Origin of the sequence: Bradyrhizobium sp. CCBAU 53351, assembly GCF_015291745.1 — a bacterium.
In the GTDB taxonomy this organism is placed as follows: domain Bacteria; phylum Pseudomonadota; class Alphaproteobacteria; order Rhizobiales; family Xanthobacteraceae; genus Bradyrhizobium.
Window position 1 is genome coordinate 4,019,959 of the sequence record NZ_CP030059.1, and the last position, 21,258, is coordinate 4,041,216.

General features: G+C 64.8%; 34 protein-coding genes. 14 read left to right on the forward strand and 20 right to left on the reverse strand.

Going from position 1 to position 21,258, the window contains the following annotated elements:
* The first annotated feature begins 12 nt into the window (after positions 1 to 12).
* The 4 genes from XH83_RS18845 (at position 13) to XH83_RS18860 (ending at position 1,543) form a co-directional block, all read left to right on the forward strand.
* Entirely contained in the window at positions 13 to 258 is a 246-nt protein-coding gene (locus XH83_RS18845; protein ID WP_194402312.1) for a DUF4160 domain-containing protein, read from the forward strand.
* Positions 239 to 487, forward strand: a complete 249-nt coding sequence (locus XH83_RS18850; protein ID WP_194402313.1) for a DUF2442 domain-containing protein — start codon at positions 239 to 241, stop codon at positions 485 to 487. The genes XH83_RS18845 and XH83_RS18850 overlap by 20 nt, the downstream gene beginning before the upstream one ends.
* A gap of 488 nt (positions 488 to 975) precedes the next feature.
* Positions 976 to 1,281 carry an Ish1 domain-containing protein gene (locus tag XH83_RS18855; protein WP_194402314.1) on the forward strand — a complete coding sequence of 102 codons (306 nt, stop codon included), beginning with the start codon at positions 976 to 978 and terminating at the stop codon, positions 1,279 to 1,281.
* Between the two features lie 10 nt (positions 1,282 to 1,291).
* On the forward strand, positions 1,292 to 1,543 hold the full coding sequence (locus tag XH83_RS18860; RefSeq protein WP_194402315.1) for a hypothetical protein: 252 nt from the start codon (positions 1,292 to 1,294) through the stop codon (positions 1,541 to 1,543).
* Between the two features lie 245 nt (positions 1,544 to 1,788).
* Here the strand turns inward: XH83_RS18860 and XH83_RS18865 are convergent, their stop codons facing one another.
* Positions 1,789 to 2,352: a type 1 glutamine amidotransferase domain-containing protein gene (locus XH83_RS18865; protein WP_194402316.1), complete on the reverse strand. Its 564-nt coding sequence runs from the start codon at positions 2,350 to 2,352 to the stop codon at positions 1,789 to 1,791.
* 166 nt (positions 2,353 to 2,518) lie between these two features.
* On the opposite strand from XH83_RS18865, the gene XH83_RS18870 reads away from it, so the two are divergent.
* Positions 2,519 to 3,034, forward strand: coding sequence for a ParB N-terminal domain-containing protein (locus tag XH83_RS18870; RefSeq protein ID WP_194402317.1), 516 nt, complete (start codon positions 2,519 to 2,521; stop codon positions 3,032 to 3,034).
* 203 nt (positions 3,035 to 3,237) lie between these two features.
* Here XH83_RS18870 and XH83_RS18875 read toward each other — a convergent pair whose 3' ends face one another.
* Positions 3,238 to 3,504, reverse strand: a complete 267-nt coding sequence (locus XH83_RS18875) for a DUF2312 domain-containing protein (RefSeq protein ID WP_097660861.1) — start codon at positions 3,502 to 3,504, stop codon at positions 3,238 to 3,240.
* A gap of 110 nt (positions 3,505 to 3,614) precedes the next feature.
* On the opposite strand from XH83_RS18875, the gene XH83_RS18880 reads away from it, so the two are divergent.
* Positions 3,615 to 4,397 carry a class I SAM-dependent methyltransferase gene (locus tag XH83_RS18880; RefSeq protein WP_194402318.1) on the forward strand — a complete coding sequence of 261 codons (783 nt, stop codon included), beginning with the start codon at positions 3,615 to 3,617 and terminating at the stop codon, positions 4,395 to 4,397.
* Positions 4,398 to 4,511: 114 nt separating this feature from the next.
* On the forward strand, positions 4,512 to 5,375 hold the full coding sequence (locus tag XH83_RS18885) for a nitroreductase family protein (protein ID WP_194402319.1): 864 nt from the start codon (positions 4,512 to 4,514) through the stop codon (positions 5,373 to 5,375).
* Between the two features lie 17 nt (positions 5,376 to 5,392).
* On the opposite strand, the gene XH83_RS18890 is transcribed toward XH83_RS18885, so the two are convergent.
* From XH83_RS18890 to XH83_RS18905, 4 genes are all read right to left on the reverse strand, one after another.
* Positions 5,393 to 5,674, reverse strand: a complete 282-nt coding sequence (locus XH83_RS18890; protein ID WP_194402320.1) for a hypothetical protein — start codon at positions 5,672 to 5,674, stop codon at positions 5,393 to 5,395.
* 122 nt (positions 5,675 to 5,796) lie between these two features.
* Positions 5,797 to 6,330 (reverse strand): helix-turn-helix domain-containing protein, encoded by a 534-nt coding sequence (locus XH83_RS18895; protein WP_194402321.1) that lies wholly within the window; start codon positions 6,328 to 6,330, stop codon positions 5,797 to 5,799.
* 142 nt (positions 6,331 to 6,472) lie between these two features.
* Positions 6,473 to 6,835, reverse strand: a complete 363-nt coding sequence (locus XH83_RS18900; protein WP_246776265.1) for an HdeA/HdeB family chaperone — start codon at positions 6,833 to 6,835, stop codon at positions 6,473 to 6,475.
* Positions 6,836 to 6,895: 60 nt separating this feature from the next.
* Positions 6,896 to 7,222, reverse strand: a complete 327-nt coding sequence (locus XH83_RS18905) for a (2Fe-2S) ferredoxin domain-containing protein (RefSeq protein WP_194402322.1) — start codon at positions 7,220 to 7,222, stop codon at positions 6,896 to 6,898.
* Positions 7,223 to 7,383: 161 nt separating this feature from the next.
* Between XH83_RS18905 and XH83_RS18910 the strand changes: the two genes are divergently transcribed.
* The gene (locus tag XH83_RS18910; protein WP_194402323.1) at positions 7,384 to 8,220 is read left to right on the forward strand and encodes a PhzF family phenazine biosynthesis protein; all 837 of its coding nucleotides are present in this window, start codon (positions 7,384 to 7,386) and stop codon (positions 8,218 to 8,220) included.
* 14 nt (positions 8,221 to 8,234) lie between these two features.
* On the opposite strand, the gene XH83_RS18915 is transcribed toward XH83_RS18910, so the two are convergent.
* The 3 genes from XH83_RS18915 to XH83_RS18925 form a co-directional block, all read right to left on the reverse strand.
* Entirely contained in the window at positions 8,235 to 8,882 is a 648-nt protein-coding gene (locus XH83_RS18915; RefSeq protein ID WP_194402324.1) for a cell envelope biogenesis protein TolA, read from the reverse strand.
* A 110-nt stretch (positions 8,883 to 8,992) separates the two neighbouring features.
* Entirely contained in the window at positions 8,993 to 9,397 is a 405-nt protein-coding gene (locus tag XH83_RS18920) for a VOC family protein (protein WP_194402325.1), read from the reverse strand.
* A gap of 270 nt (positions 9,398 to 9,667) precedes the next feature.
* A complete protein-coding gene (locus tag XH83_RS18925) occupies positions 9,668 to 10,027 on the reverse strand; it encodes a cytochrome c (RefSeq protein WP_194402326.1) in 360 nt (119 codons plus the stop codon).
* Positions 10,028 to 10,195: 168 nt separating this feature from the next.
* Between XH83_RS18925 and XH83_RS18930 the strand changes: the two genes are divergently transcribed.
* Positions 10,196 to 10,546 (forward strand): zinc ribbon domain-containing protein YjdM, encoded by a 351-nt coding sequence (locus XH83_RS18930; protein ID WP_194402327.1) that lies wholly within the window; start codon positions 10,196 to 10,198, stop codon positions 10,544 to 10,546.
* Positions 10,547 to 10,557: 11 nt separating this feature from the next.
* On the opposite strand, the gene XH83_RS18935 is transcribed toward XH83_RS18930, so the two are convergent.
* Positions 10,558 to 11,478: a DMT family transporter gene (locus XH83_RS18935; RefSeq protein WP_194402328.1), complete on the reverse strand. Its 921-nt coding sequence runs from the start codon at positions 11,476 to 11,478 to the stop codon at positions 10,558 to 10,560.
* A gap of 89 nt (positions 11,479 to 11,567) precedes the next feature.
* Positions 11,568 to 11,984, reverse strand: coding sequence for a nuclear transport factor 2 family protein (locus XH83_RS18940; RefSeq protein WP_194402329.1), 417 nt, complete (start codon positions 11,982 to 11,984; stop codon positions 11,568 to 11,570).
* 124 nt (positions 11,985 to 12,108) lie between these two features.
* Between XH83_RS18940 and XH83_RS18945 the strand changes: the two genes are divergently transcribed.
* A complete protein-coding gene (locus tag XH83_RS18945; RefSeq protein ID WP_194402330.1) occupies positions 12,109 to 12,678 on the forward strand; it encodes a bifunctional transcriptional activator/DNA repair enzyme AdaA in 570 nt (189 codons plus the stop codon).
* Between the two features lie 19 nt (positions 12,679 to 12,697).
* Here the strand turns inward: XH83_RS18945 and XH83_RS18950 are convergent, their stop codons facing one another.
* The 3 genes from XH83_RS18950 to XH83_RS18960 form a co-directional block, all read right to left on the reverse strand.
* Complete coding sequence (locus XH83_RS18950; RefSeq protein ID WP_194408503.1) at positions 12,698 to 12,856, reverse strand: hypothetical protein; 159 nt, start codon at positions 12,854 to 12,856, stop codon at positions 12,698 to 12,700.
* A 334-nt stretch (positions 12,857 to 13,190) separates the two neighbouring features.
* A complete protein-coding gene (locus XH83_RS18955; RefSeq protein ID WP_194402331.1) occupies positions 13,191 to 13,445 on the reverse strand; it encodes a hypothetical protein in 255 nt (84 codons plus the stop codon).
* 172 nt (positions 13,446 to 13,617) lie between these two features.
* Positions 13,618 to 13,797, reverse strand: a complete 180-nt coding sequence (locus XH83_RS18960; protein WP_246776266.1) for a hypothetical protein — start codon at positions 13,795 to 13,797, stop codon at positions 13,618 to 13,620.
* A 282-nt stretch (positions 13,798 to 14,079) separates the two neighbouring features.
* Here XH83_RS18960 and XH83_RS18965 point away from each other — a divergent pair, with 282 nt between their 5' ends.
* On the forward strand, positions 14,080 to 15,420 hold the full coding sequence (locus XH83_RS18965; RefSeq protein ID WP_194402333.1) for a hypothetical protein: 1,341 nt from the start codon (positions 14,080 to 14,082) through the stop codon (positions 15,418 to 15,420).
* Between the two features lie 6 nt (positions 15,421 to 15,426).
* Here the strand turns inward: XH83_RS18965 and pdxY are convergent, their stop codons facing one another.
* Both pdxY and XH83_RS18975 read right to left on the reverse strand, forming a co-directional pair.
* Positions 15,427 to 16,245 carry a pyridoxal kinase gene (gene pdxY, locus XH83_RS18970; protein ID WP_194402334.1) on the reverse strand — a complete coding sequence of 273 codons (819 nt, stop codon included), beginning with the start codon at positions 16,243 to 16,245 and terminating at the stop codon, positions 15,427 to 15,429.
* Between the two features lie 136 nt (positions 16,246 to 16,381).
* The gene (locus XH83_RS18975) at positions 16,382 to 17,014 is read right to left on the reverse strand and encodes a TetR family transcriptional regulator (protein ID WP_194402335.1); all 633 of its coding nucleotides are present in this window, start codon (positions 17,012 to 17,014) and stop codon (positions 16,382 to 16,384) included.
* 97 nt (positions 17,015 to 17,111) lie between these two features.
* Here XH83_RS18975 and XH83_RS18980 point away from each other — a divergent pair, with 97 nt between their 5' ends.
* The 3 genes from XH83_RS18980 (at position 17,112) to XH83_RS18990 (ending at position 18,869) form a co-directional block, all read left to right on the forward strand.
* Positions 17,112 to 17,777: an O-methyltransferase gene (locus XH83_RS18980; RefSeq protein WP_194402336.1), complete on the forward strand. Its 666-nt coding sequence runs from the start codon at positions 17,112 to 17,114 to the stop codon at positions 17,775 to 17,777.
* Positions 17,778 to 17,955: 178 nt separating this feature from the next.
* A complete protein-coding gene (locus XH83_RS18985; protein ID WP_194402337.1) occupies positions 17,956 to 18,300 on the forward strand; it encodes a multidrug efflux SMR transporter in 345 nt (114 codons plus the stop codon).
* The gene (locus XH83_RS18990; RefSeq protein WP_194402338.1) at positions 18,300 to 18,869 is read left to right on the forward strand and encodes a TetR/AcrR family transcriptional regulator; all 570 of its coding nucleotides are present in this window, start codon (positions 18,300 to 18,302) and stop codon (positions 18,867 to 18,869) included. Before XH83_RS18985 ends, XH83_RS18990 begins: the two co-directional genes overlap by 1 nt.
* Positions 18,870 to 18,878: 9 nt before the next feature.
* Here the strand turns inward: XH83_RS18990 and XH83_RS18995 are convergent, their stop codons facing one another.
* From XH83_RS18995 to XH83_RS19010, 4 genes are all read right to left on the reverse strand, one after another.
* A complete protein-coding gene (locus tag XH83_RS18995) occupies positions 18,879 to 19,199 on the reverse strand; it encodes a hypothetical protein (RefSeq protein WP_194408313.1) in 321 nt (106 codons plus the stop codon).
* Positions 19,200 to 19,282: 83 nt separating this feature from the next.
* A complete protein-coding gene (locus XH83_RS19000; protein ID WP_194402339.1) occupies positions 19,283 to 19,489 on the reverse strand; it encodes a hypothetical protein in 207 nt (68 codons plus the stop codon).
* 250 nt (positions 19,490 to 19,739) lie between these two features.
* Complete coding sequence (locus tag XH83_RS19005) at positions 19,740 to 20,018, reverse strand: hypothetical protein (protein ID WP_194402340.1); 279 nt, start codon at positions 20,016 to 20,018, stop codon at positions 19,740 to 19,742.
* Positions 20,019 to 20,212: 194 nt separating this feature from the next.
* On the reverse strand, positions 20,213 to 21,205 hold the full coding sequence (locus XH83_RS19010; RefSeq protein WP_194402341.1) for an SH3 domain-containing protein: 993 nt from the start codon (positions 21,203 to 21,205) through the stop codon (positions 20,213 to 20,215).
* Between the last annotated feature and the right edge of the window lie 53 nt (positions 21,206 to 21,258).

Genomic DNA, 21,258 nt, shown 5'->3' on the forward strand with positions numbered 1-21,258 from the left:
CCGGAGGCACCGATGCCGGTTGCATTACGCCAGGGCGGCTTGCGCTACTATTTCTTCTCGAACGAAGGGCAGCCGCCCGAGCCGCCCCACGTCCATGTCAAAGGCGGCGGCAAGGACGCCAAGATCTGGCTCGAACCCGCCATCTCCATTGCGGACAGTTACGGCTTTAATCCGCGGGAACTTTCGAATATCCTGCGCGTCGTCGAAGACAACCGCGATCTTCTCCTGAAGGCCTGGCATGACCATTTCGGCAACTAGCGTTCGCTTTGACGAACACACGATGTGGGTCGAATTGTCGGACGGCCGGACCCTCGGTATTCCGCTAGCTTGGTTTCCGCGGCTGCTGCACGCGACACCAGCCGAGCGCGAGCAGGTCGAACTAAGCCGAGTCGGGCTGCACTGGGAAGCGCTCGATGAGGATATTTCGATTGCCGGCCTCCTCGCGGGACGCGGCGACATCACGCGGTCCACGGAACACGCCGCCTGAGCAATCGAGACATTTGGATTTACGGCGCTTCAGCTCGCGTGGCGCGCGAAGCAATTGAGTGCGCTGTCACCGTAATCCCCTGAAGCTTGTTTTCACGGTTTTTTCGAGGGCCCGGAGTCGTTTGTTGTACGTACTGTTGCCAGTTCGCAGGGGGCTACTCGGCAGGGTTTTTAGACCGGAACGATCACGGAAGATCACGCGATGGACATTAGCAAAAATGGGCGTGACAGGGAAGGTGGTGACTTACTTCCCATGCCACCGACACGAGGCACAAGCGCGTTACAGGCATACAGTCGCGCTTCGATAGCCGACTTACGATTTTTTAGCTTCATTTGCGACACGGTAGTTTCGAGCGACTATGTAGTACACGTCGCGAAACACGCTCTTGATGGAGCTGAAACGAAGGTCAAGGAGCCTATCGACCTGGCTAAATCGACCCTGGAAATCGCACGATTTTTCTCAGACAGAACAGCCAAGCTCTTCTTGAAATGTTTGTCGCCAGGCAGGTCGATAACTTCCAAAAGTACCTTGTCGATCTTATCCGGGAAGTTTTGCGCTCAAAGCCGTCCATGCTCAGCACTAAGCAGCAATCCATTTCGCTAGAAGATATTTTGAAGCATGGCAGTATCGAAAGCTTGGTGCATGACGTTATCGAGCGCCGGGTCAACACGCTGTCTTACGACGGATTCGCCGACCTCCAAAAATGGTGCGACGAACGAGGAATTCAAATCAAGGTCCCTGCATCGAAGCGCGATGCTGTCGTTGAGCTAATCTCTAAACATCATTGCGCATAACCGTGGCTTTGTGGATGAGCGCTATTTGCGATCGGTAAAGAATGCAAAATTCAAAGTTGGAAAATGTCGGAAGATTGAGGTTGACGAACTATTCAGTGCCTTGAAGCTGCTGAATGGTGTTGTCTTCGGCACGGATGGCTCCACGCGAAGGAAGTTCAAACTGGCAACCGTCGAAATAAGGCCGCGCAATAAGCCGGAGCGAAGAAAGAAAAAGGAAACCGAGAACTCGCAGCAACAGCTTCCTTTGGGGCGCGGCGGCTGATTAAGCGACCGCCTTACGTGGCCATTGCCGCTTAAGTTTGATGCAGCTCGTAGGATGGGTTGAGCGCAGCGAAACCCATCAATAGCACCCACGGCGAAGAAGGGTTTCGCAAGGGCTCAACCCATCCTACGAGCTACTCCGAAGCGAACCAGTTACAGTGACAGTGCACTAAACATTGCTCCCGCCCCTCGTCCACGACCACCGCCGGGTGGCGTCGACTCAGTGCGCCGTCACCGCAATCGTGGCTAAGCCGCGCTGCTGCGCTGCATGTGGCGACCTTCCTTCACCTCTTCGATGATCTTCGCGCTGAACGCCTTGAGGTCACCGGGGTTGCGCGAGGTGATGACGCCTTGATCGACGACGACCTCCGAATCCTCCCACTTCGCCCCGGCATTGGCGACGTCGGTCTTGATCGATTTGTACGACGTCATCCGGCGGCCCTTCGCGATCCCCGTCTCGATCAGTAGCCAGGGCGCGTGGCAGACCGCGGCGACGACCTTCTTGGCATCGAAGACGCTTCTAATGAATTGAAGCGCCTCGGGCTCGACGCGCAGCAGGTCGGGGTTGATCTGCCCGCCGGGCAGCACGAGCGCGTCATAGTCGGCGGCGGTGGCCTGATCGAGGGTCTTGTCGACCTTGACGGGGCGGCCCCAGTCCTTCTCGTCCCAGCCCTTGATCTCGCCAGCTTGCGGCGAAATGATCTCCACGGTCGCACCGGCCGCCTTGAGTGCGTCACGCGGCACTTCGAGTTCCGATTGCTCGAAGCCATTGGTAGCGAGAATCGCGATCTTCTTCCCGGACAGTTCCATCCGTGTCTCCTGTGAGCGTGTGGTGATGCCTATCAATCGAACGCTTTCGCATTTCGTTCCTCACGCCCCGCCGCCGAAATTGCCTTTGCGGTCGAGCCCTTCCGCCCTAGACTCCCACCCCCACCGGCATGCATTCCGACGCGCCCGGTAGCAGCGGAGTCAAATTATGCCCAAACCGGAAAGCTTCCCGATCGAGACAATCTTCGTTCCCACCAAGCAGAAGAAGGCTCTCAAGCCCGAGACGGTCGCGGAGATCGCGGAAAGCATGCTGGACATTGGGCAACAGACCCCCATTTCCATCAGGCGTGACGGAGACCGCCTCGTTCTGGTCGAGGGACTGCATCGGCTGGAGGCCTGCAAGGCGCTTGGCGAGACGACCATTCTCGGTGTGCTGGTTTCGGCAGAGCTGGCGCAAGCCAGGCCGCAGCTCGCCGAGCGCCCCGAAGTCGAGGCGGAGCGCCTCAAGATGGCGCGATTGAAGCAGTTGCGCCTGGAGAAGGAAGCCGCGGAGGCATCGGCGGCTTCCTTGAAGGGCGCAGGTGCATCGCAAGCGACGCGCACCGGTCCGGCGAAGGGCGTTCGCGGCAATGCGAAGGCGTCACCCGTCCGGATGGTGAAAGCGAAACCGAAATCATTGTCGGACTGGATCACCCAGCAGAAGGGCAGCGGCAGCCGCTATTGATGGCGCGCCGTCATTCCGGGGCGCGCCCGCTTGGGCGCGAGCCCGGAATCCATCTGATGGCATGACAGGTGGCGCGATGGATTCCGGGTTCGCGCTTCGCGCGCCCCGGAATGACGATGCATTACCTTGGGTCGTTGCCACCGCATGACGACCGCAATCCCGGGGACCGCGGCCGCCTCGCCTCACCCATCAACCCGCTCCTCTCACGCCGCCTTCGCCTGCTCCGGCGATGCGGTCTCCATCGCGCGCATGTAGAGGTCGAGCAGGCTTTCGCGCTCGTCGCGCTCGTTCTTGTCTTCCTTGCGCAGCTTGATGATCTCCTTGAGGATCTTCACGTCGAAACCGTCGCCCTTGGCTTCCGCGAAGACTTCCTTCTTCTGCTCGCTCAACTCCTGCATCTCCGTGTCGAGGTTCTCGATCCGCTCGACGAAGGAACGGATCTTGCCGCCGGGAATGGTGATGTCGGACATGGTGTCTCCTCGCTGACTGAGGTCGCGAAAATGACCGCAAAGACATAACCAATGTGTTAACCTCGAAGGCCCCGCGCATTGCCCTGTGGAAACATTGAGGGAGCCGTTTCATGGCCGAGCTTCGCTTCGATGACGGTGCCGCTTACGAGCAGATGATGGGTGTGTGGAGCCGGTCGGTCGGCGAGGTCTTTCTCGACTGGCTGAAGCCGGGACAAGGCCTGCGCTGGATCGAGGTCGGCTGCGGCAGCGGCGCCTTCACCGAGCTCATCGTTGCGCGCTGCGCCCCGCTCGAGGTGCAGGGCATCGACCCTTCCGAGGGACAGCTCGCCTTCGCCCGCACGCGCCAGGCCGCGCGCGGCGCAATGTTTCAGACCAGCGATGCCATGGCGCTGCCGTTTCCGGCCGCAAGTTTCGATGTCGCAGTGATGGCGCTGGTTCTCGTGTTCGTGCCGGATGCTGCGAAGAGCGTCGCGGAATTGGCGCGGGTCGTTCGTCCCGGCGGCCTCGTTGCGACCTACATGTGGGACATGCTGGGCGGCGGATTTCCGCTCGATCCGATCCTCGACGAGATGCGCGCGATGGGGCTGTCGCTGACGCGTCCGCCGCATATGGAAGTGTCGTCCCTTGCGGCGCTTCAGGGCTTCTGGAGCGCGGCCGGCCTACAGCAGATCGAGACCCGCGAGATCACCGTGCAGCGGACGTTTGCCGATTTCGACGAATTCTGGACCGTGGAGACGAAGGCCCCCTCCACCGCGCCCGTGATCGCCGCCATGCCGGCGGCCGATGTCACCGCGCTCATGCAGCGCGTGAGCGCGCGGTTGCCCGCTGATGCGGACGGCCGCATCACCTACAGCGCCCGCGCGCACGCGATCAGCGGACGCAAGCCGGGGTGACAAAGTTGCGAGCGGGCTACGAACTCAAATCAACGCATTGCGCCAACCTCGCGCTTTCGCCAACGCCCCTCCCGCCCTACACTCCCGTCAAACAAACACCGGGAGGACAGCCAGATGACCGACGCCCCCCTCTTCCAGGACGTCATTCGCAAGCGCCGCAGCGTGCGGAAGTTCGAATCCGGCCGCAGCGTCGGGCGTGACGTGCTGGAGCGGATCGTCGATTGCGGGCGCTGGGCGCCGTCGGGGGCGAACGTGCAGTGCTGGGACTTCATCGTCGTCGATGATCCCGCAATGCGCGACAAAGTGCTCGCGGTGTTCCTGCGCCAGGCGCAGCGGCTGGTCGACCACGCCAAGGGCTTTCCGGCCGTGAAGAAGACCTATCTCGCCAACACGGTCGCGATCATTCTCGTGCTCGGCGATCCCCGCTGGAAGGTCTGCTTTCCGCAGGCGACCTCGCCCCAATTCGACGCCGAGTATCGCGACAACAACGAGGCGATCTTCTACTGCTCGCTGGGCGCGGCCATCCAGAACATCCAGCTCGGCGTCACCGCGGAAGGGCTGACCTCGGCTTGGCTCTCCGGTGGCGGCGAGGCCGAGACCAATCGAGAGCTCGCGGAGGTCCTGGGCTATCCGTCATGGATGACGGCCTATGGAACGATCCCGATCGGCTATCCCGCAATCGACCAGGACCGCCGCTACCGCCGGCCGCTCGGCCAGCTCGTGCACTGGAACGGCTACCAGCCACAGCAGTATCGCACGCATGCGCAGGTCGATTTCTACGAGAGCACGCTTCGCCCCTTTGCGATGTACCGCGACCAGGAATCCATGGACGCCTGGCCGGATCGCGACGAGATGCTGGGAGAGTGGACGAACGCCTTCACCGGCCCCGTCAGCAACCCCGCGCAAACGCTTGAAAGCGAAGCCGACTTCTCTCATCCCAGGGTGATCGGCCAGGCGACCAAGCGGCGCCGGAGCTGAAGCGCGTCAACCGGCCCCTACCACCAATACGGCCAGCGCCATCCCTGATAGCGCACATAGGACGGCACGATCGGCGGGCCGTAGGGATCGACCTTGTCGTCCTCGGGGCGGTAGCGATAACGCGGAACGACGTTGTAATCCCACGGCGTCGGCCGCAGCACGGGCGCGGTGACGATGAGGCGCTCTTGCGGCGCGCGGACGACGACGGCCTTGCGCGTACGGGCCTCGGCGCCTGACGTTGCAAGGCTGCACAGCACCAGGGCGGTTCCGAGCGCGCAGGCGGCGGTTGTTCTTGTCATGCACGGGTCTCCTTCGCGCGAAGAGTGCAAAAGGATGTGGGGCAAGGCAAGCAAATTTCGCGCGAGATTTTTTCGCGACCCTCCTTCGAGCGGCGCGCTCAGGCGTTTCCGCGAGCCTGGCCCTACGCCTCGACCTCCTCAGGCACCGGCCCCGCAACCAGCCCGTCGAACCCGACCATCAGCAGATCGGCGATGTGCATCAGCTGGTACAACGGAATATCAACGTCGCCCCGCTCGGCCTCGGCCACGAACGCCGGCGCGACACCCAGGTGCTCGGCGAGCTGGCTTTCCGTGTAGCCGCGGGCCTCGCGCGCGGCTTTGACGCGCGCGCCGATGCCGAGCCGGTGCCGGGCCTGCTCGTCCGCGGTCATCATCGCCGCCTGCTCGGTCGCGCTCGCATAAGCCGCGGTGAACGCGCCGCCGATCAGGCGTTCCCTGCGCCAGGCGAGCCGGCAGTCCTTGCGCAGGCCGCCCCTGAAGATCAGCGAGAATTGCTCTGCGATCCATGCCGAGCTGTTGAGCTGCAGCCGCGCGCCGGTGGCGGAGACATCGCGGATCGTGCAGGGCACGCTGACGATGCTGCCGCTGCCATTGTCGAATTCGACAAGGCCGGTCCGCAAGGTGTGATGCCTGAGGGCGGCGCGAAGATCGCTCATGACAGCTCCGAAAAATCCTGCGGCGGCGTCGAAACGGATCGAGGCCGCCGTGATCGGAGCACGCTAGCGCAGAATTTTTCCGCGAGCCCTAATCTTGTCGCAGTTCGGCCGGGACAAGCTTCTATGGTAAAGGATACGTCACCTACTTCTTCAAGGCGCCCACGGCATCGAGCAGCAGCATGTCGCGATTCTGCTCGCAGAAGCGGGACAGCTTGCTCGAATTCCGCTCCAATTGTTGGGTATCGAGAACCGGGTCGTTGCGCCGCCCGGCGTAGAAGCCGCTTATCCAGATGTTAACGCTGCGAGTGTGGGTGATGCGCTGGGTAATGTATTGGTCGCACGTGATCTTCGACACGTCGACCGTCACCTGGGCCTCGGCCTGCGAGACCGTCAGCATGGCAGCAAACAGTGCGGCAGCTGCCGCCTTCAAACGGACCATGAAATTTCCTCCGAACGATGCGGCCAAGGTCCGATGATCGCGCGCGGGGCCGTTGATCCAGATCAACGAGCTGCCCAAGTGTCGCGGAGGCTGTCGCGGCGGCCCGCGCGGCGACGACGGAAAAGATCAGCCACCGCGTTCGCCGTTCAGCAGCTTGAGCGCCCACGGCACCTGGTCGCCGTCCGCGACCAGCACATATTCTTGCCGCGCCAGGCTCGTGCCGCTGGCGAGCACGACCGCCTTCTTCGGGCACAGGCCGAAACATCCGGTCATGATCAGCTTGGCCGGCTTGCTGCCGTCATGCTTGCGCGCCTTCAGCTCGGATTTCAGCGCACGCCTGACGTCGCGGCCGTCATCGCTGCGCTTGAGGCATTTGCGGCAGACCAGCACCGGCGCCGCGCGGCGCGGCCGCACGACCATCGGGCTTGCGGACTTTTGTTTGTTTTCGGGCATGAAGAACCTGTATGAGACCGCAGCTCATATAGGCATGGAACCGCGCCTTCGCCGCTGCGACGGGGAGCGGACGCCATGGTAAGGAATTGCTGCCGGGCAACCGCTCCCGGTGCGTCGCGCCGACCCGTTGGCCTTACTGAAGGCAACATACAGGATCCCCCATGACAACAGTCCTTCGTATCGCGGCGTTTTCCGACGGCAACATGGGCGGCAATCCCGCCGGCATCTGGATCGGCGACGCCCTGCCGGATGCAGCCAGGATGCAGGTGATCGCAGCGGACGTCGGCTTCTCGGAAACCGCCTTTGCCGCGCCCGAGGGCGAGGCCTGGCGCGTCCGCTATTTCTCGCCCGCCATGGAAGTGCCGTTCTGCGGCCATGCGACGATTGCCCTGGGCGCGGCGCTCGCGCACCAGCACGGCGACCGGCGTTTCCAGCTGCATTTGAACGAGGCTGCCATCTCGGTTTCGGGACGCCGCGACGGCAACACCATCGCGGCGGCGCTGCAATCGCCGCCGACCCGCAGCGCGCCGCTCGATCCATCGCTGCGGGATCAGCTGCTGGATCTGTTCGGCTATGCGGCCTCCGATCTCGATCCCGGACTCCCGCCGGCGAAAATTCATGCCGGGGCCGATCATGCCGTCCTCGGCCTCAAATCCCGCGAGGCGCTCGCCCGCATGACCTATGATTTCGCGCGCGGCCGCGCCCTGATGGAGCAGGCCGGGCTCGTCACCATCGCGCTCGTCAATGTGGAGAGCGCGCAACTCTTTCACGTGCGCAACGCGTTCGCCGCCGGTGGCGTCGTCGAAGATCCCGCCACGGGCGCGGCGGCCGCCGCGTTTGCAGGCTATTTGCGCGATCTCGGCTGGCCCCATGGCGGCGCCATCGACATCGTCCAGGGCGAGGACATGGGCGCGCGGTCGCTGATCCGCGCGGAGATCGGCGAGGCCCGCGGCAGCTCAATCCGGGTCTCGGGGACGGCACGTTTCATGGATGCGTGAACGGGGGCGCCGCGCTACTCCCGCGCGCGGCGCAACGCCTCCTGCAGCTTCATCCGCTGCTTGTCCCAGCGGGTCTGTTCGGCCTCGGCGCGGTCGTCGAGCGCGGCGCGCGCGGCCTCGATCTCCTCCGTCTTCGCCTCGTGCTCCCGCCTCGCTCTGTCCAGCGCCGCTTCGGCTGCGGCGACCGCCTTGTCGCGCCGCACGCGCTCTTTGGCGCGGGCGGCCTCCTCCTTGCGCCGCTCGGCCTCGCGCCGCCGCTCCTCCTTCTCGAACGCCGCGGCGGCCTTGCGGGCCGCCTGGTCGTCGAGCTTGCGCGGAGGCTTCTTGGTGGTCCTGGGTTTCTTGGCCGGACGCTTGGGTTTGCGTTTGGGGCTGGAATGCTCCTCGGCGAGATCGGTGGGCAGCTCGGCGCTCTCCCTGAACGCCCCGTCCGATCCGACCGGGCGCCTGAGCACGACCCCCGGCTTCGCCAAGGTCGCCGCGACGATATCAGGATCGTCAGTCTCCTTCGCGGCGCCCTGATGGAACAGATTGGAGCTGGCGCCCCAGGCCTCGAGCGCCGCCTTCATCGAGGGCGCGGCGATGGCCTGGTCGTAGAAGCCGAGCGAGGTCTGGTAGGTCTTCAGTTTCCGTGTCGGTTTGCTTTTCGCGCGTTTCGGCATGTCGCCCCGATATTGGATTCGCAGCCCGGATGGAGCGTAGCGCAATCCGGGGTCTTGTGTCCGCGGGGCAAGCGTGCCGGATTACGCTTGCGCTCGATCCGGGCTACGGATTAGTCCGCTTCCAAAAGCGCATCGTATCCCTTCTCGCTGAAGGCCAGCAGGCAGAACCCGTGCCCGAACGGATCGGCCAGCATAGCAATCCGGCCATAGGGCGCATCGCTCGCCGGCACCTCCAGGATCGCGCCGGCGCGCAGCGCGCGTTCGACCGCGGCATCGACATCGTCGACGACGACGTCGACATGCACCGGCGTCCAGTGCCGTTCGTAGCGGCGGCGGTCGCCGCCGGCCCCGACCGTGCCGGCCTGCTTGGTCAAGAGATAGACCGGCGCCGGCCAGCCGAGCAGCTCGACGAAGCCGGTGCCGAAGCGGCGGCCGACCGTGAGGCCGAAGGCTTCGGTGTAGAACGTCGTGGCTTGCTCGATATCGGGGACATCGATGTTGAGGAGGAAGCTCATCTCGGACTCGCTGCGCAGTTGCGCGGCGAGCGTAGCCCGGATGGGGCGCAGCGCAATCCGGGATGTTGCCGCACGCTGGCCCCCGGATTCCGCTCGCGCTCCATCCGGGCTACGCAGCGACCGTCTCACCCGACGGGTGGCACCATGTCATTCTGCCCCTGTTTTGCCCGACGCCGCAAACACCTCTTCGGCATTACCGAAAACATGAGGAGTTTCAAGGCCATTCCTACTGTGCATGGGGTTGTTTTCGAAAAATCGAGTTGGCCGCCCTCATTTGCCTCGCAAGCTCAGGATATAGGCCGACAGCACATCCGCCTGCCCCTGCGCGATCACGAGGTTCGGCATGTTCTGGTGGCTGGTCTGCCAGAACACCTTGAGCGACAACGCGGTGGTGCCGCTGCGGTCGGCGATGGACTGAAAGCTCGGCGCCTCGTCGAAGAAGCCGGCCATACCCGGCTCGACCGCGTGACAACTCTGGCACCACGCTTGCGCCAGGCGATGGCCTTCGGCAACCGCGCGCGGGCCCGACCGCGGAGCCCCGGCAGCAGTGTGGACGACGCTGAACAGAAACAGCACCGACAATACGACCAGAAGAGCGAGACCGAGATAGATTCGGGTACTGTGCGACATGGCGCTTCCCTCGCTGTTGCTTCGCCGGCACACGAAGCGTAAGTCGGCGCAGGCCGATGAAATTGATCTGCGTCAAGGGCCTGACGCGAGGCCCGTAGCCAGAGCTGGAGCGACGTGTCCGCCGCTTCGAAAAAGCGACGCCGGCAGCACAGAAGCGAGACGAGAAGTATGACCGACACGATGAAATGCCCCGCCTGCAGCTCCGAACACGCCTATCAGGACCGCGATCTCTGGGTCTGCCCGGAATGCGGCCACGAATGGAGCGGTGCGGCGGAGGCGGCCGCGGAGACAGCGCAGGATGCCGGCGTGCGCGATGCCAACGGCAATGCGCTCGCTGACGGCGACAGCGTCATCGTGATCAAGGATCTCAAGATCAAGGGCTCCTCCTCGGTGGTGAAGGGCGGCACCAAGGTGCGCAACATCCGCCTGCAGGACGCAACCGATGGTCACAACATCGCCTGCAAGATCGACGGCATCGGCGCGATGAACCTGAAGTCGGAGTTCGTGAGGAAGGCGTAGCCGCGAGCTGGCTACCGCTGCCGCTGCGCCAGGTAAAACCCGCACAGCACCGTCACGAGGCCCGCGGTCTGCAACATCGTCGGCGGCTCGCCGAGCAGCAACCAGCCGGTGAGCAGCGTCAGCGCCGGCACGCAGGCCGGAAACACCGCGGCGCGGGCAACGCCGAGGCGCTGCACCGAGACGGCGAACAGATAGAGCGCGGCGGGGCCGGCCAGCACGCCCTGCGCCAGCGCCTGGATGGCATTTTCGGCGACGCCGATCGCCGCGACGTGAGCAAGCCCGACGGTCGCGACATAGATTGGCAACAAGAGCAGCGAAAGCACGTTGATGACCAGCGCGGCCGACACGGCGGAGACGCGCCAGTGCCGCAGCGCCGTGCCGAAGCCGGCGAACATCAGTCCGGTGAGCACGAAGATCAAATCCCCGAGCACGCCGTCGGCCCCGATATGGCCGATCGATTCCGCGCCGATCACGCCGAGACCGCCGACGATGACGAGCGCACCGACGAGGCGCGAGGCGGAGACGTGCTCTTTCAGGAACAGTGCAGCCAGCAAGAGGCCGCCGAGCGTGGCACAGGAGGGCTGGATCACGCTGCCGTGGCCGAGCGGCACGAACAGGAAGCCGGTGTAGGAGATCAGCGACATCACGGGGCCGCCGAGCACCATCAGCACGAGACCCCTGCCCCAGCCGATGCCGCAGAGATCCCCAATGCCGGCGCGCAGGACCAGCGGCAGGAATGCGATCCCCGACCAGACATAGCGATGCACCAGCAGATCGACCGGCGTGAAGCCGACCTTGAGCCCGTGCCGTGTCCCGGCGAAGCCGAGCGCCCAGAACAGCGCCGCGGCCAGGCCGCAGGTGACGCCGAGCAATGCCGGCGCCGCATCGTGCTTCTGAGAAAGAGCGTCGGCGCCGCTCGTCCGCTGATCCATGGATCAAGCCTTATGTCAGCGCCTCCATCGGCTCAACCCACGCAGGTGCAGGGCTGACACGCGGCGGGATTCGTGGCCCGAATGGCCCGTCACGCCCGCTCTTCGAACACCATCCGCCATCCCTTGCGCGTATCCATGTATTCGCGCACTTCGCGGATCCTGTCGCCCGCCACCGTGAACACGAAGCAATAGTCGTTCTCGTAAGGCTTGCCGCCGGTCAGCGTGGCGCGCATCCGCTCCTCCACGATCACGACGTCGCCGTCGGCGTACACGCCGCGAAACGCGATATCGATGTTCGAGAACATCTTGTGCATCTCCTGGGCGATGAAGCGCGCGATCTGGCCCGCGCCGACCATGTGGTCGGTGTGATCGAGCGCGACCGCGGTGGCGTTGCCCTTCGGCGCGATCCATTCGGCGTCGTCGGTGAACAATGCGGCGATACGCAGCGCATCCCGCGACGAAAAGGTTTTCCAGGCGTTCAGGACAATCTCTCTCGGGCTGGACATGGTGCGCTCCCTGGCTTGCATTGCGGCCACCTTCTAGGCCGCGGTGGGCGTTGCAGCTCGCCACAATCGGACTCGGTCATCCCGCAGCCCTTCCGGCCCCATCGCCATGCGCTATGATCCGGCCATGCTGAGCTTCGAGACCTGCAACGCCGCCCGCCTGCGCCGCGATCCCCGTTACGACGGCCGCTTCTTCACCGCGGTGAGAACCACCGGCATCTACTGCCGCCCGGTCTGTCCGGCCAAGCAGCCGCTGACGCGCAACGTAACCTATCATCCGACGGCGGCGGCGGCCGAGGCCGCCGGCTTCCGGCCATGCCTGCGCTGCCGCCCCGAGACTGCGCCGTTCTGCCCGGCCTGGAACGGCACGCGCTCCACGGTGGCGCGCGCCATGAAGCTGATCGATGGCGGCGCGCTCGACGAAGGCTCGGTGGTCGACCTGGCGATGCGGCTCGGCATCTCGTCGCGTCATCTGGCGCGTCTGTTCGAGCGCCACGTCGGCGCCACGCCGCAGCAGCTCGCCAAGACGCTGCGCGTCCAGCGCGCCAAGCGCCTGCTCGATGCCGGGGAGAACAGCATGACAGATATCGCGTTCCAGTCCGGCTTCGGCAGCCTACGCAGGTTCAACGCCGCCTTCGCAGAGCTCTACGGCCGCTCGCCGTCGAGTTTGCGCACGGCGCGCGTGCGGCGGGCTTAGCGCGCAGCTTGAAGACCTCTCAGAAAAATCCCGGGCTGAGATCGAGGCCGTATGTCAGGCTCAGCACGAACACGAACAACACGGCGGCGGCGAACAAAGCGGCGTGCCTGACAATGAACGCACGCGGCGAGGTGGGAGCAGCAACGACTTTCTGCGCAACCGGCATGATGGCCTCCATTATGATTTCAAAAACTGGCCGCGACGATGCGGCCGCCGCATCAGGCAATGCGGTCTGCAAAACAAATGTTAAGAGGATCACGCTCGTTATGAACGGGGATACATAACCGGCATAGTCACGCGAACTTGTTCGCGGCCGGCGTCTCAATCAGCGCATCGATGTCAATTGATCGCGCCGAGACATTGCGCAACGCGCGCTGGCGCGAGATTGCGCACGGGACAGTTTCAACGATGGCTGCGCGCGCGATACGCAAGCAGCATCGGCGTCGAGGACGTCAAATGAAACGGCGGGTTCCGCCTCTCCGCGGAACCCGCCAATCTCTCAGCGATGGAGCTTAGCGGGCCGAGCCCGTGGTGACGTCAGCGGTCTTCAGCTTGCGGGGGCTGAGCACTTTCGTCTGGTGGGCCGAGGCGACGGTGGTTGGCGCAGCAGCCTGCTGCTCGACATGTGCGGCACCCAGGACGCGAACCTGCAAGGGCGAGACCGGAAATCCATTGGTCTCGTAAGTCGGCAGTTCAGCGGCGAAAGCCGCGGTGCTGCCCGCGATCGTCAGGATGGCGGCGGCGATCGACAAAGTCTTCTTGTTCATTGGTGGTGCTCCGGAAGTGGAAGAGTCGGAGCATATTTAGGTTCGCTTTGCTGCATTGCGACACGCCTTGTTGCAATGCAACAGCGCGTCCGGCGCATAGCGATATGTTTAACATGTCCAAGGCCTTGGCCGAATCACGCCGGGTCCGACATGGCGCCTTTATGGGCGGTGCTCAGCCACCGAGCACGTTGCCCCAGCCGTCGAAGACATAGGCCTTCCAGGCCACGGTTCCGTCGCCGCCCGGTCGGCTGGCCCGTCGATAATCGTCCGCCTGGTCGGCGGTCCAGGTGATGATCGTGTCCGTGAGGCGATCGTGCAGGATGGCGGGCTCGGTGGGATCGAAAGCGTCCATGGGACGAAGCGTGGCATGCGTCATGAGCGACCGAACGCGCTACCCGCAACAAGGTTGCGACGACACGGCGATCAAGACACTTTTGTGGAACCCGCGTTGCACCTCGGCAACAGTGCCGCGAAAAGCCGTTTTCGCCGATTTGCGCCATTGCGCTGCCACATGGTCCTCCGAACAATCGACGCACTGCGTGCCTTTCCGTGCAAGACTGTTTGCGTCAGACTGTTTGCATCATCACTGTCCGGGCAAGACGGGTTCGGGCAGAACCGTTTGGAGGCAGGGATCATGGACGATCGGCGGTCTCTTCTAGTGGCGGTCACGTGCCCCTCGGCTGTGCTCGCCGGCTGGCTGGCGCTCTCCCTCTCCGCCTATGCCCCTGCCCTCATCGAGAACAGCGGTGCCAACGCGGCCGCCGTCTCACGCGCCAAGGACCACGCTAAGGATCACGCCAACGACCAAGCTAAGGATCTCAGCCGGCTCGACCTCGCCGACGTACCGCGCGCTGCGACGATCGAGGACGGCATCGCCTTGACCGCCGATATCGCCGCTGCCCTGGCTGCGGCACCGGCCCTGACAATCGTTGAAGCGGCACCCGAGACGCCCGCTCCCGCAATCAAGCTCGCCTCGGCCGATCCGGCGCTGATCCTGCCGGTGGACGCACCGCCCGCGCCGCAGATAACACCCGAACCAGAATCCGTCGTCAGCGAGGCGGCCCCGGTCGCGCCGCCGGAGCCGATCAAGCTCGCATCTGCCGATCCCACCGACATCGTGACGACGGACGCGCTGTCTCCCGCGGCGATCGCCAGCGGCCCGGTCAACCCTGCGAGCAAGGCATCGCCGCCGGCCGATACCGTCGCCGTGCTCGACGAATGCTTCGTCATGGATGCCTGCATCGACCGCTATCTCTGGACGCTCTATCAGCGCACCGCAAAGGAAGACTCGATCAAGGTCCAGGAGCGCCGCGCCGTCACCATCAAGCGCAAGGGCAAGACGGTCACGGTGATGCGCAGCTTCACCAAGCTGGTCGATGAGGATTTCGGCTGGAAGGATCCGAAGGCCGCCGAGCACGCCGGCATGTCGATGATGGATTATGTCATCGGCGGCATGGACAAGAGCTTCAAGCGGAAGCTGTTCCGTACGCTGCTCGCGGCGGAAGCCGCCGGCCTTTCGCCCGGCATCACCAGCGCGTTCCGAGACGATTATAGACAGTCAATCGCGAGCGGCCTGAAGGCCGCCTCCGACCGTTCCTATCACGGCGGCAGCACGCGCGGCGGCTACGGCCACGGCATGGCGGCGGACATCGTCAGCACGCAAGGCAATAACCGCGCGCAGCGCTGGGTCTCCACCGAAATCCTGTGGAAGTGGGTCGACGCCAACGGCAAGGCCTACGGCATCGGCCGGCCCTATCTCGGCCGTGACCCGCCGCATGTCGGCCCCGTCGATGGCGCGGAATACATCTCGCGCCGCGGCACGGGAGACGGAAAGCAAGTCGCCAGCGTGAAGTCCAAGAAGGTGGTGCGCGCCGCGGCCCATGCCAAGCCGCCGAAGGCCCAGGCCGCGCGCGAGCAGAAGAGCCCGGCCAAGCCGCAAAAATCAGCGCAATCGACCGGCAAGCGCGCGACCTGACGCCCGTTACGCCTTACGCGTCGGGATCGGCAACGGCACCAGCCGCATCTCGGCCGTGCCGGCGTCCTGCGTTCGCACCAGCACGGCAAAGATGGTGTCGACCGCAAGGCGCACCGCGGCCTCAATCGCTTCGCCCTTGGCCAGATGGGCTGCGATAAGACCGGTAAGAAGATCGCCGGTGCCGTAAGGGCGGATCGGCAAACGCGGCGTTGCAAAGCGCGACACCTGCCCGTCGGCGCACAGGATCGTCTCCACGTGCCCTTCTGCCGTATCGCTGAGCGTGCAGCCGGTCGCGACGACGTCGATGCGGCCGGTCCCCGCCAGCGCAGCGCACGCCGCGCGCAGGCCCTGCGTATCCGCGATCGCGAGACCTGAGAGCAGCTCGAGCTCGAACTGGTTCGGCGTCGTCAACCTGGCCGCCGGCAGCAGCCGGTGCCGGACCACGTCCAAAATGCCGTCGGCGACATAGACGCGGCCGTCATCGCCGATCACGGGATCGCAGAGATAGACGAGCTCAGTATTCCGCGTCAGCGCCCGCTCGGCGAAATCGGCGATCACGGCGGCATTGCCCGGCGAGCCGAGATAGCCGGTCACGAGCACGGCCGCCTCGTCGACGAGCCCGCGCTCCTCAACACCCTTCAGAAGATCGGCGACCAGCTCGGTCTCCAGCACCCGCCCATGCAGGCTCGGATAGCGCGGATGATTGGACAGCAGCGTCGTCGGCACCGCCGCAACGTTCACGCCCTCCGCCTGCATAGCGTAGGCCGCCGCGCTGTTGCCGACATGGCCATGGACCACCTGGCTTTGAATGGAGATGACGAGCATGAGAGAGGTCCGTAGAGTCAAACGCCGGATGTGGCAAGCGTAGCCCGGGTGGAGCGTAGCGAAATCCGGGGCCTGATGTCGCGGCAAGAGTCCCGGATTACGCTACGCTCCATCCGGGCTGCAGGCCTGCCACGCGTCAGCGCCTCGCCAGCTCACCGAGATAAGCACAAAACATGTCGGCCAGCCCGTCGGCATGACGCGCGACGTCGGCCTCGCTGCGCGGCACTTCCGAAAATCGCTTGCCGACCTCACTCAGCGTCGTCTTGATGAGTTCGCCGGCAAGCGCGCGTGGCGCAGCGGAGGCTTTGGGCAGCGCCTCCCGCATGAACGCCGCGATGATCCCCTCGCCGGCGGCCCGCGCGTCGTGGGCCTCGGGCGCGTCGCGATAGAGCGGCGCGGCATCGCTGAGCGCGATGCGGATTGCAGCCTCCTCGCACTCGGAGCGGATGAAGGCATGGACCAGCGCGCGCAGCCGCACCAATGGCGGCTTCGTCCGGTCCGCAAGGATGCCGCGCAGCAGATCGCTGGTGCGCCGCCACTCGTCGCTCTGGAGACGGAACAGGATCGCGGCCTTGTTGGGAAAATATTGATAGAGCGAGCCGACGCTCACGCCGGCCCGCTCCGCCACCCGTGCCGTGGTGAAACGCTGCGCGCCTTCCTTCGCCAGAACCTGAACAGCGGCATCCAGGATCGCCGCCACCAGCTCGTTGGAGCGGACCTGTTGCGGCTGTTTTCGTGAGGAAACTGAACGGCTTCGACGATCGGCCATGGCGCGCCCGGTGAATGCGAATAGGAAATGCGACGAATTAGTCGTATTTCACTCCGCACGCAAGCACCCAACTCATCGCCACATCTGGAGACCTCAAATGACCACCCCAACCATCACATCGCTTGCGCCGCTGCTGGATCGCCTGTTCGACGAGGCCGAGGCGGCAAACGGTGCAATGCGAGCCGCCGTCGCCGATTTGTCCGATGCGGACCGGGCGCGGATGATGCGGAGCAAGACCGATTATCGCGACCTCTACGGACGCCTGAAGGAGATACCGCTCGCGGTCTCGCGCGAGACCGGATCACTGCTCTACATGCTGGCACGCAGCTCCCGCGCGAGGACGATCGTGGAGTTTGGCACGTCGTTCGGCATCTCGACGCTGCACCTTGCCGCAGGCTTGCGCGACAATGGCGGCGGCCGCCTCATCACCAGCGAGTTCGAGCCGTCCAAGGCGGCGCGGGCGCGAGAAAACCTCATCGCCGGCGGCCTGATCGATCTCGTCGAAATCCGTGAAGGCGACGCGCTGAAGACGCTTCAGGCCGATCTGCCTGTTACGATCGATCTCGTGCTGCTCGATGGGGCCAAGGCGCTCTACCCGGATATCCTCGACCTGCTCGAAAACCATCTCGGACCTGGTGCGATCATCGTCGCCGACAATGCCGACGACAGCCCGGACTATCTGGCGCGCGTGCGCAGGCCCGGCAGCGGCTACATGTCGACGCCCTTCGCCGAAGACGTCGAGCTCACCGTGCGGATCAACTGACGCCGCTCTGACCGCCACGAAATCCTGGAGCCGCTGCGCAACCATCGCGCGGCGGCTTCATGCCGCGTTCCGGCACCGTCGCAGGCTCGTCACTCAGACGTGATACTTGCTGCCGGGAAAAGCCAAGCGCCGCGTGCTAAACATACCTACCGCGCGGTATCTCTTTTCCGAGCTGACCATGACCCCCGCCTTCAACGCCTACGCAATGCTCGCCCTCGCCATCATTCTCGAGGTCACGGCATCGGCCTTCCTGCAGCAATCCGCGCAGTTCACCCGCCCGTGGCCAACGCTGGCCATGGTGCTGTGCTATGTCGCCTCGTTCTACGCGCTGTCGGTCGCGATCCGCGTCATCCCCTTGAGCATCGCCTATGCGATCTGGGGCGGGGTCGGCATCATCCTGACCGCCGCTGTCTCCTTCGTGCTGTTTCGTCAGATGCTGGACGCCGCGGCCTTCGTCGGCATCGCACTGATAGTCTCAGGGGTCGTGGTCATCAACCTGTTCTCGCAGACCACGGCGCATTGATGCCGGAAAACCGCTACGCCCGCGCCAAGCAGCCGGAGCAGGTTCGGCGCGCCCTGCTCGACCATGCCGCTGCGATCGCCATGGACCATGGCGTCGCCGGCATCACGGTGCAGGCAGTCGCCGCGGCGGCCGGCGTCACCAAGGGCGGGCTGTTCCACCACTTCGGCAGCAAGCAGGCGTTGATCGAGGGCCTTTTCGCCGAGCTGCTTGCCCGCGTCGACGCCGAGATCGACGCTGCGATCGAGAACGATCCCAAGCCGCGCGGCAGTTTTACACGCGCCTATGTGAATGCGGTATTCACCGGCAGAACCTTCGGCTTTACGACCCCATGGGCGGCGCTGAGCATGGTCGTCGTCACCGATCCGCCGCTGCGCCGGCTCTGGAACGACTGGATCAAGGCCCGCCTGAAGCGGCATCGCACCACCGACGGCTCGCCCGATCTGCAAATGGTGCGCCTGGCCGCCGACGGCGCCTGGCTTTCCTATGTCACGACGGGACAGACGCGCATGAACGCCGAGCTACGCGCCGTGCACGCACGTCTGCTCGCGCAGACCTACCGGCGCGGATAGCCGCTCGCCCTACTGGCTCTGCATCGGCTTGGGCTGACGCGGGGTGGATCGTGCGGGCTTCTTCGCGGGCTTGGCCGCGGCGCGTGGCGGCGGCTCGTCGACCGATTCCAGATAGGCAGCGAGCACCTTGGCGGAGTCCGAGCTGGTCGCGTAATGGTCCTTCAGGAACCAGGACAGCGTCAGGCTGAAGCGCCCCTTGGCGAGGCCGCGCGGACTGCGATGGCACGTCGCACAGCCGTCAGCGAAGAGCTTGGCAGGCGGCTTGCCGGCATCGAGATTTTGCGCGGCCGCAACCGTCGCCGTCACAACGGCGGCGGCTGCAAGACCCATCACGGGCACGATCCGCTCGCGCCCCAGTCCAAACAGCGATGTCAAATGTCGGCCCCAGAGCGTTTTCGAGCGAAGCCCGTCGGTCACGCCGCCGACAGCTGATCGAATTCGGGCGGCGCATAGGCCTTGCCGTCCTGGTCGGTGACGACGACCCGCCACCCTTCGCTCGCCCACACCTTTGCCTTCGCCACGATGAGCAACCGGCTCTCGCGGGCGAAACTGTATTTCTCGTTGTCGCGTTCTGCGATCATCTTGTAGGCCAATTCGCATCCCCTTGCGTCGCCCTGCACCCGACCTCCTCGTGGCAGCGGGCTGCGGCGGCAATTCGCCGGGAGCGTGGCAATTTGGTGCCATCCGCAGGCATGGCGCCGGCGTTCGGCATCGCGCGTGCCCACGGGAACGCGATTCCACCCGTCGCAGGCTGGCCGCCTGCGACGGCACGGCGCCGTCTTCATGTCGTGCTATGTCGTGCTGAATCGGCGGCCGGAAGCCGGTCCGTCGCATCAGCGACGGAACCGATCGTCCCATGTCCGAGCTCCGCTAATGCACGCGGATGATGTGGGGGCGACCGAGATCGATCAGTCCCTGCACCGCCGAGAGGCGGTCATCGAGGGCTGCAATGGTGAGCAGCAGATTGTTACGGCGCTCGTCAAGCATGCCCATCTCGGCGCCGGTGAGCTTCGCGCTCGTCCGCTCCTTGTGGATCCCTTCGAGGGATTCACGCAACCCCGCAATCAGACCGGCCAGCTGCTTGGCCTCTTTGGTCATCGACCGCTTCGCGACATTCTGGCGGCGCGTCTCCGCCTGGCTCTGTCTCATCTTCATCCTCCCGTGCCCCGCTGCCCCGAGTGGATGCTTACATCTTTGGGTACACATCTTACGATCGATGAAATCTGCCCGCGAAGAACTTTCTTAAATTGTACGCGCACGGAACCCGGATCAATCCAGCAGAAAGCCCGGCGCGAGAGCCGGGCTTTCCTTGGAGGTTTACTTGACGCTTTCGTTGGAGCTTGTCAGTGCTTCTGGTGACCGCCGCCCGGGCCGCCGGCCGGGGCACCGCCGCCGCGAGGTGCGGCGTTGACGTGCGGAGCGCCGCCACCGCCGTGCGGCATTGCAGGCGCAGCGGCACGGGGCGCCGGCATTTGCGCACGGGCATTCATGGGCGAGCCGTGGCTCACATTCGGCTGCGCGACATGCGGCATCGCGGCTCGCGCAGCCGGTGCGGCGGACACACGAGGTGCTTCATGCGCGCGTGTCATCGGCTGGGCGCGCACCGCAGCGCGGCTCGCGGCCCGTTCATGCATCACGCGCGCCTGGACATCGCGCGGATTGCGCGTCTGCGTCTGCTCTCGGGTCCGCTCATGCGCGATGCGCTCGCTCCGTCCGGCACGCGTCCGGTCGGCGGCAACAGCGGCATCGCGTTTCGCAGCGTCGCGCGTCGCGATCGCAGCGTCAGGCCGCGCATTCGCGGCGTTACGTCCGGAGATCGCGGCTCCGCCCTTGCCCCGCACGCCTTCCCGTTCCAAAGCAACCGCCGCATCGCGCGTCGCCGCGCGGCCGATCCGGGCCGCACGCGGATCAAGCGTCATTCGCGTCGCGACACTCTGGTGCGAGCTCCAGTAATTATTCCAGTAGGCGTGGCGGTGGTACCAGGGACGCCCCGCATAGTAGCTCGACCAGTACGATGTCAGCACGAATGGGACGACGGGCACGTCGATCTCCTCGACATAGTCGGGCAGATAGACGTAGTGGTTGCGATAGAGATATTCGAGATATTGCGACGACACCCAGCCGCGATCGTCGGAGAAGCTGACGTCGCACCAGGCATTGCCGCGCAGGCAGCCATGGATGTTGACGCGGGCGCCCTCGGGGACACGGTCGACGAGTGGAAAACCCGGCCCCGGTCCGGCGCGCAAGCCGGTCGAGACGGTGACGATGCCCGGCGCGGCCAGTGCGGCTGTTGGCGCGAGCAGCAATGCGGCAATAAAAACGCTCCTGAACTTCATGGCGTATTCCTCCTCTTTCGAGTCGGAACGCGCTGACGGAACGGGCGTTCCGT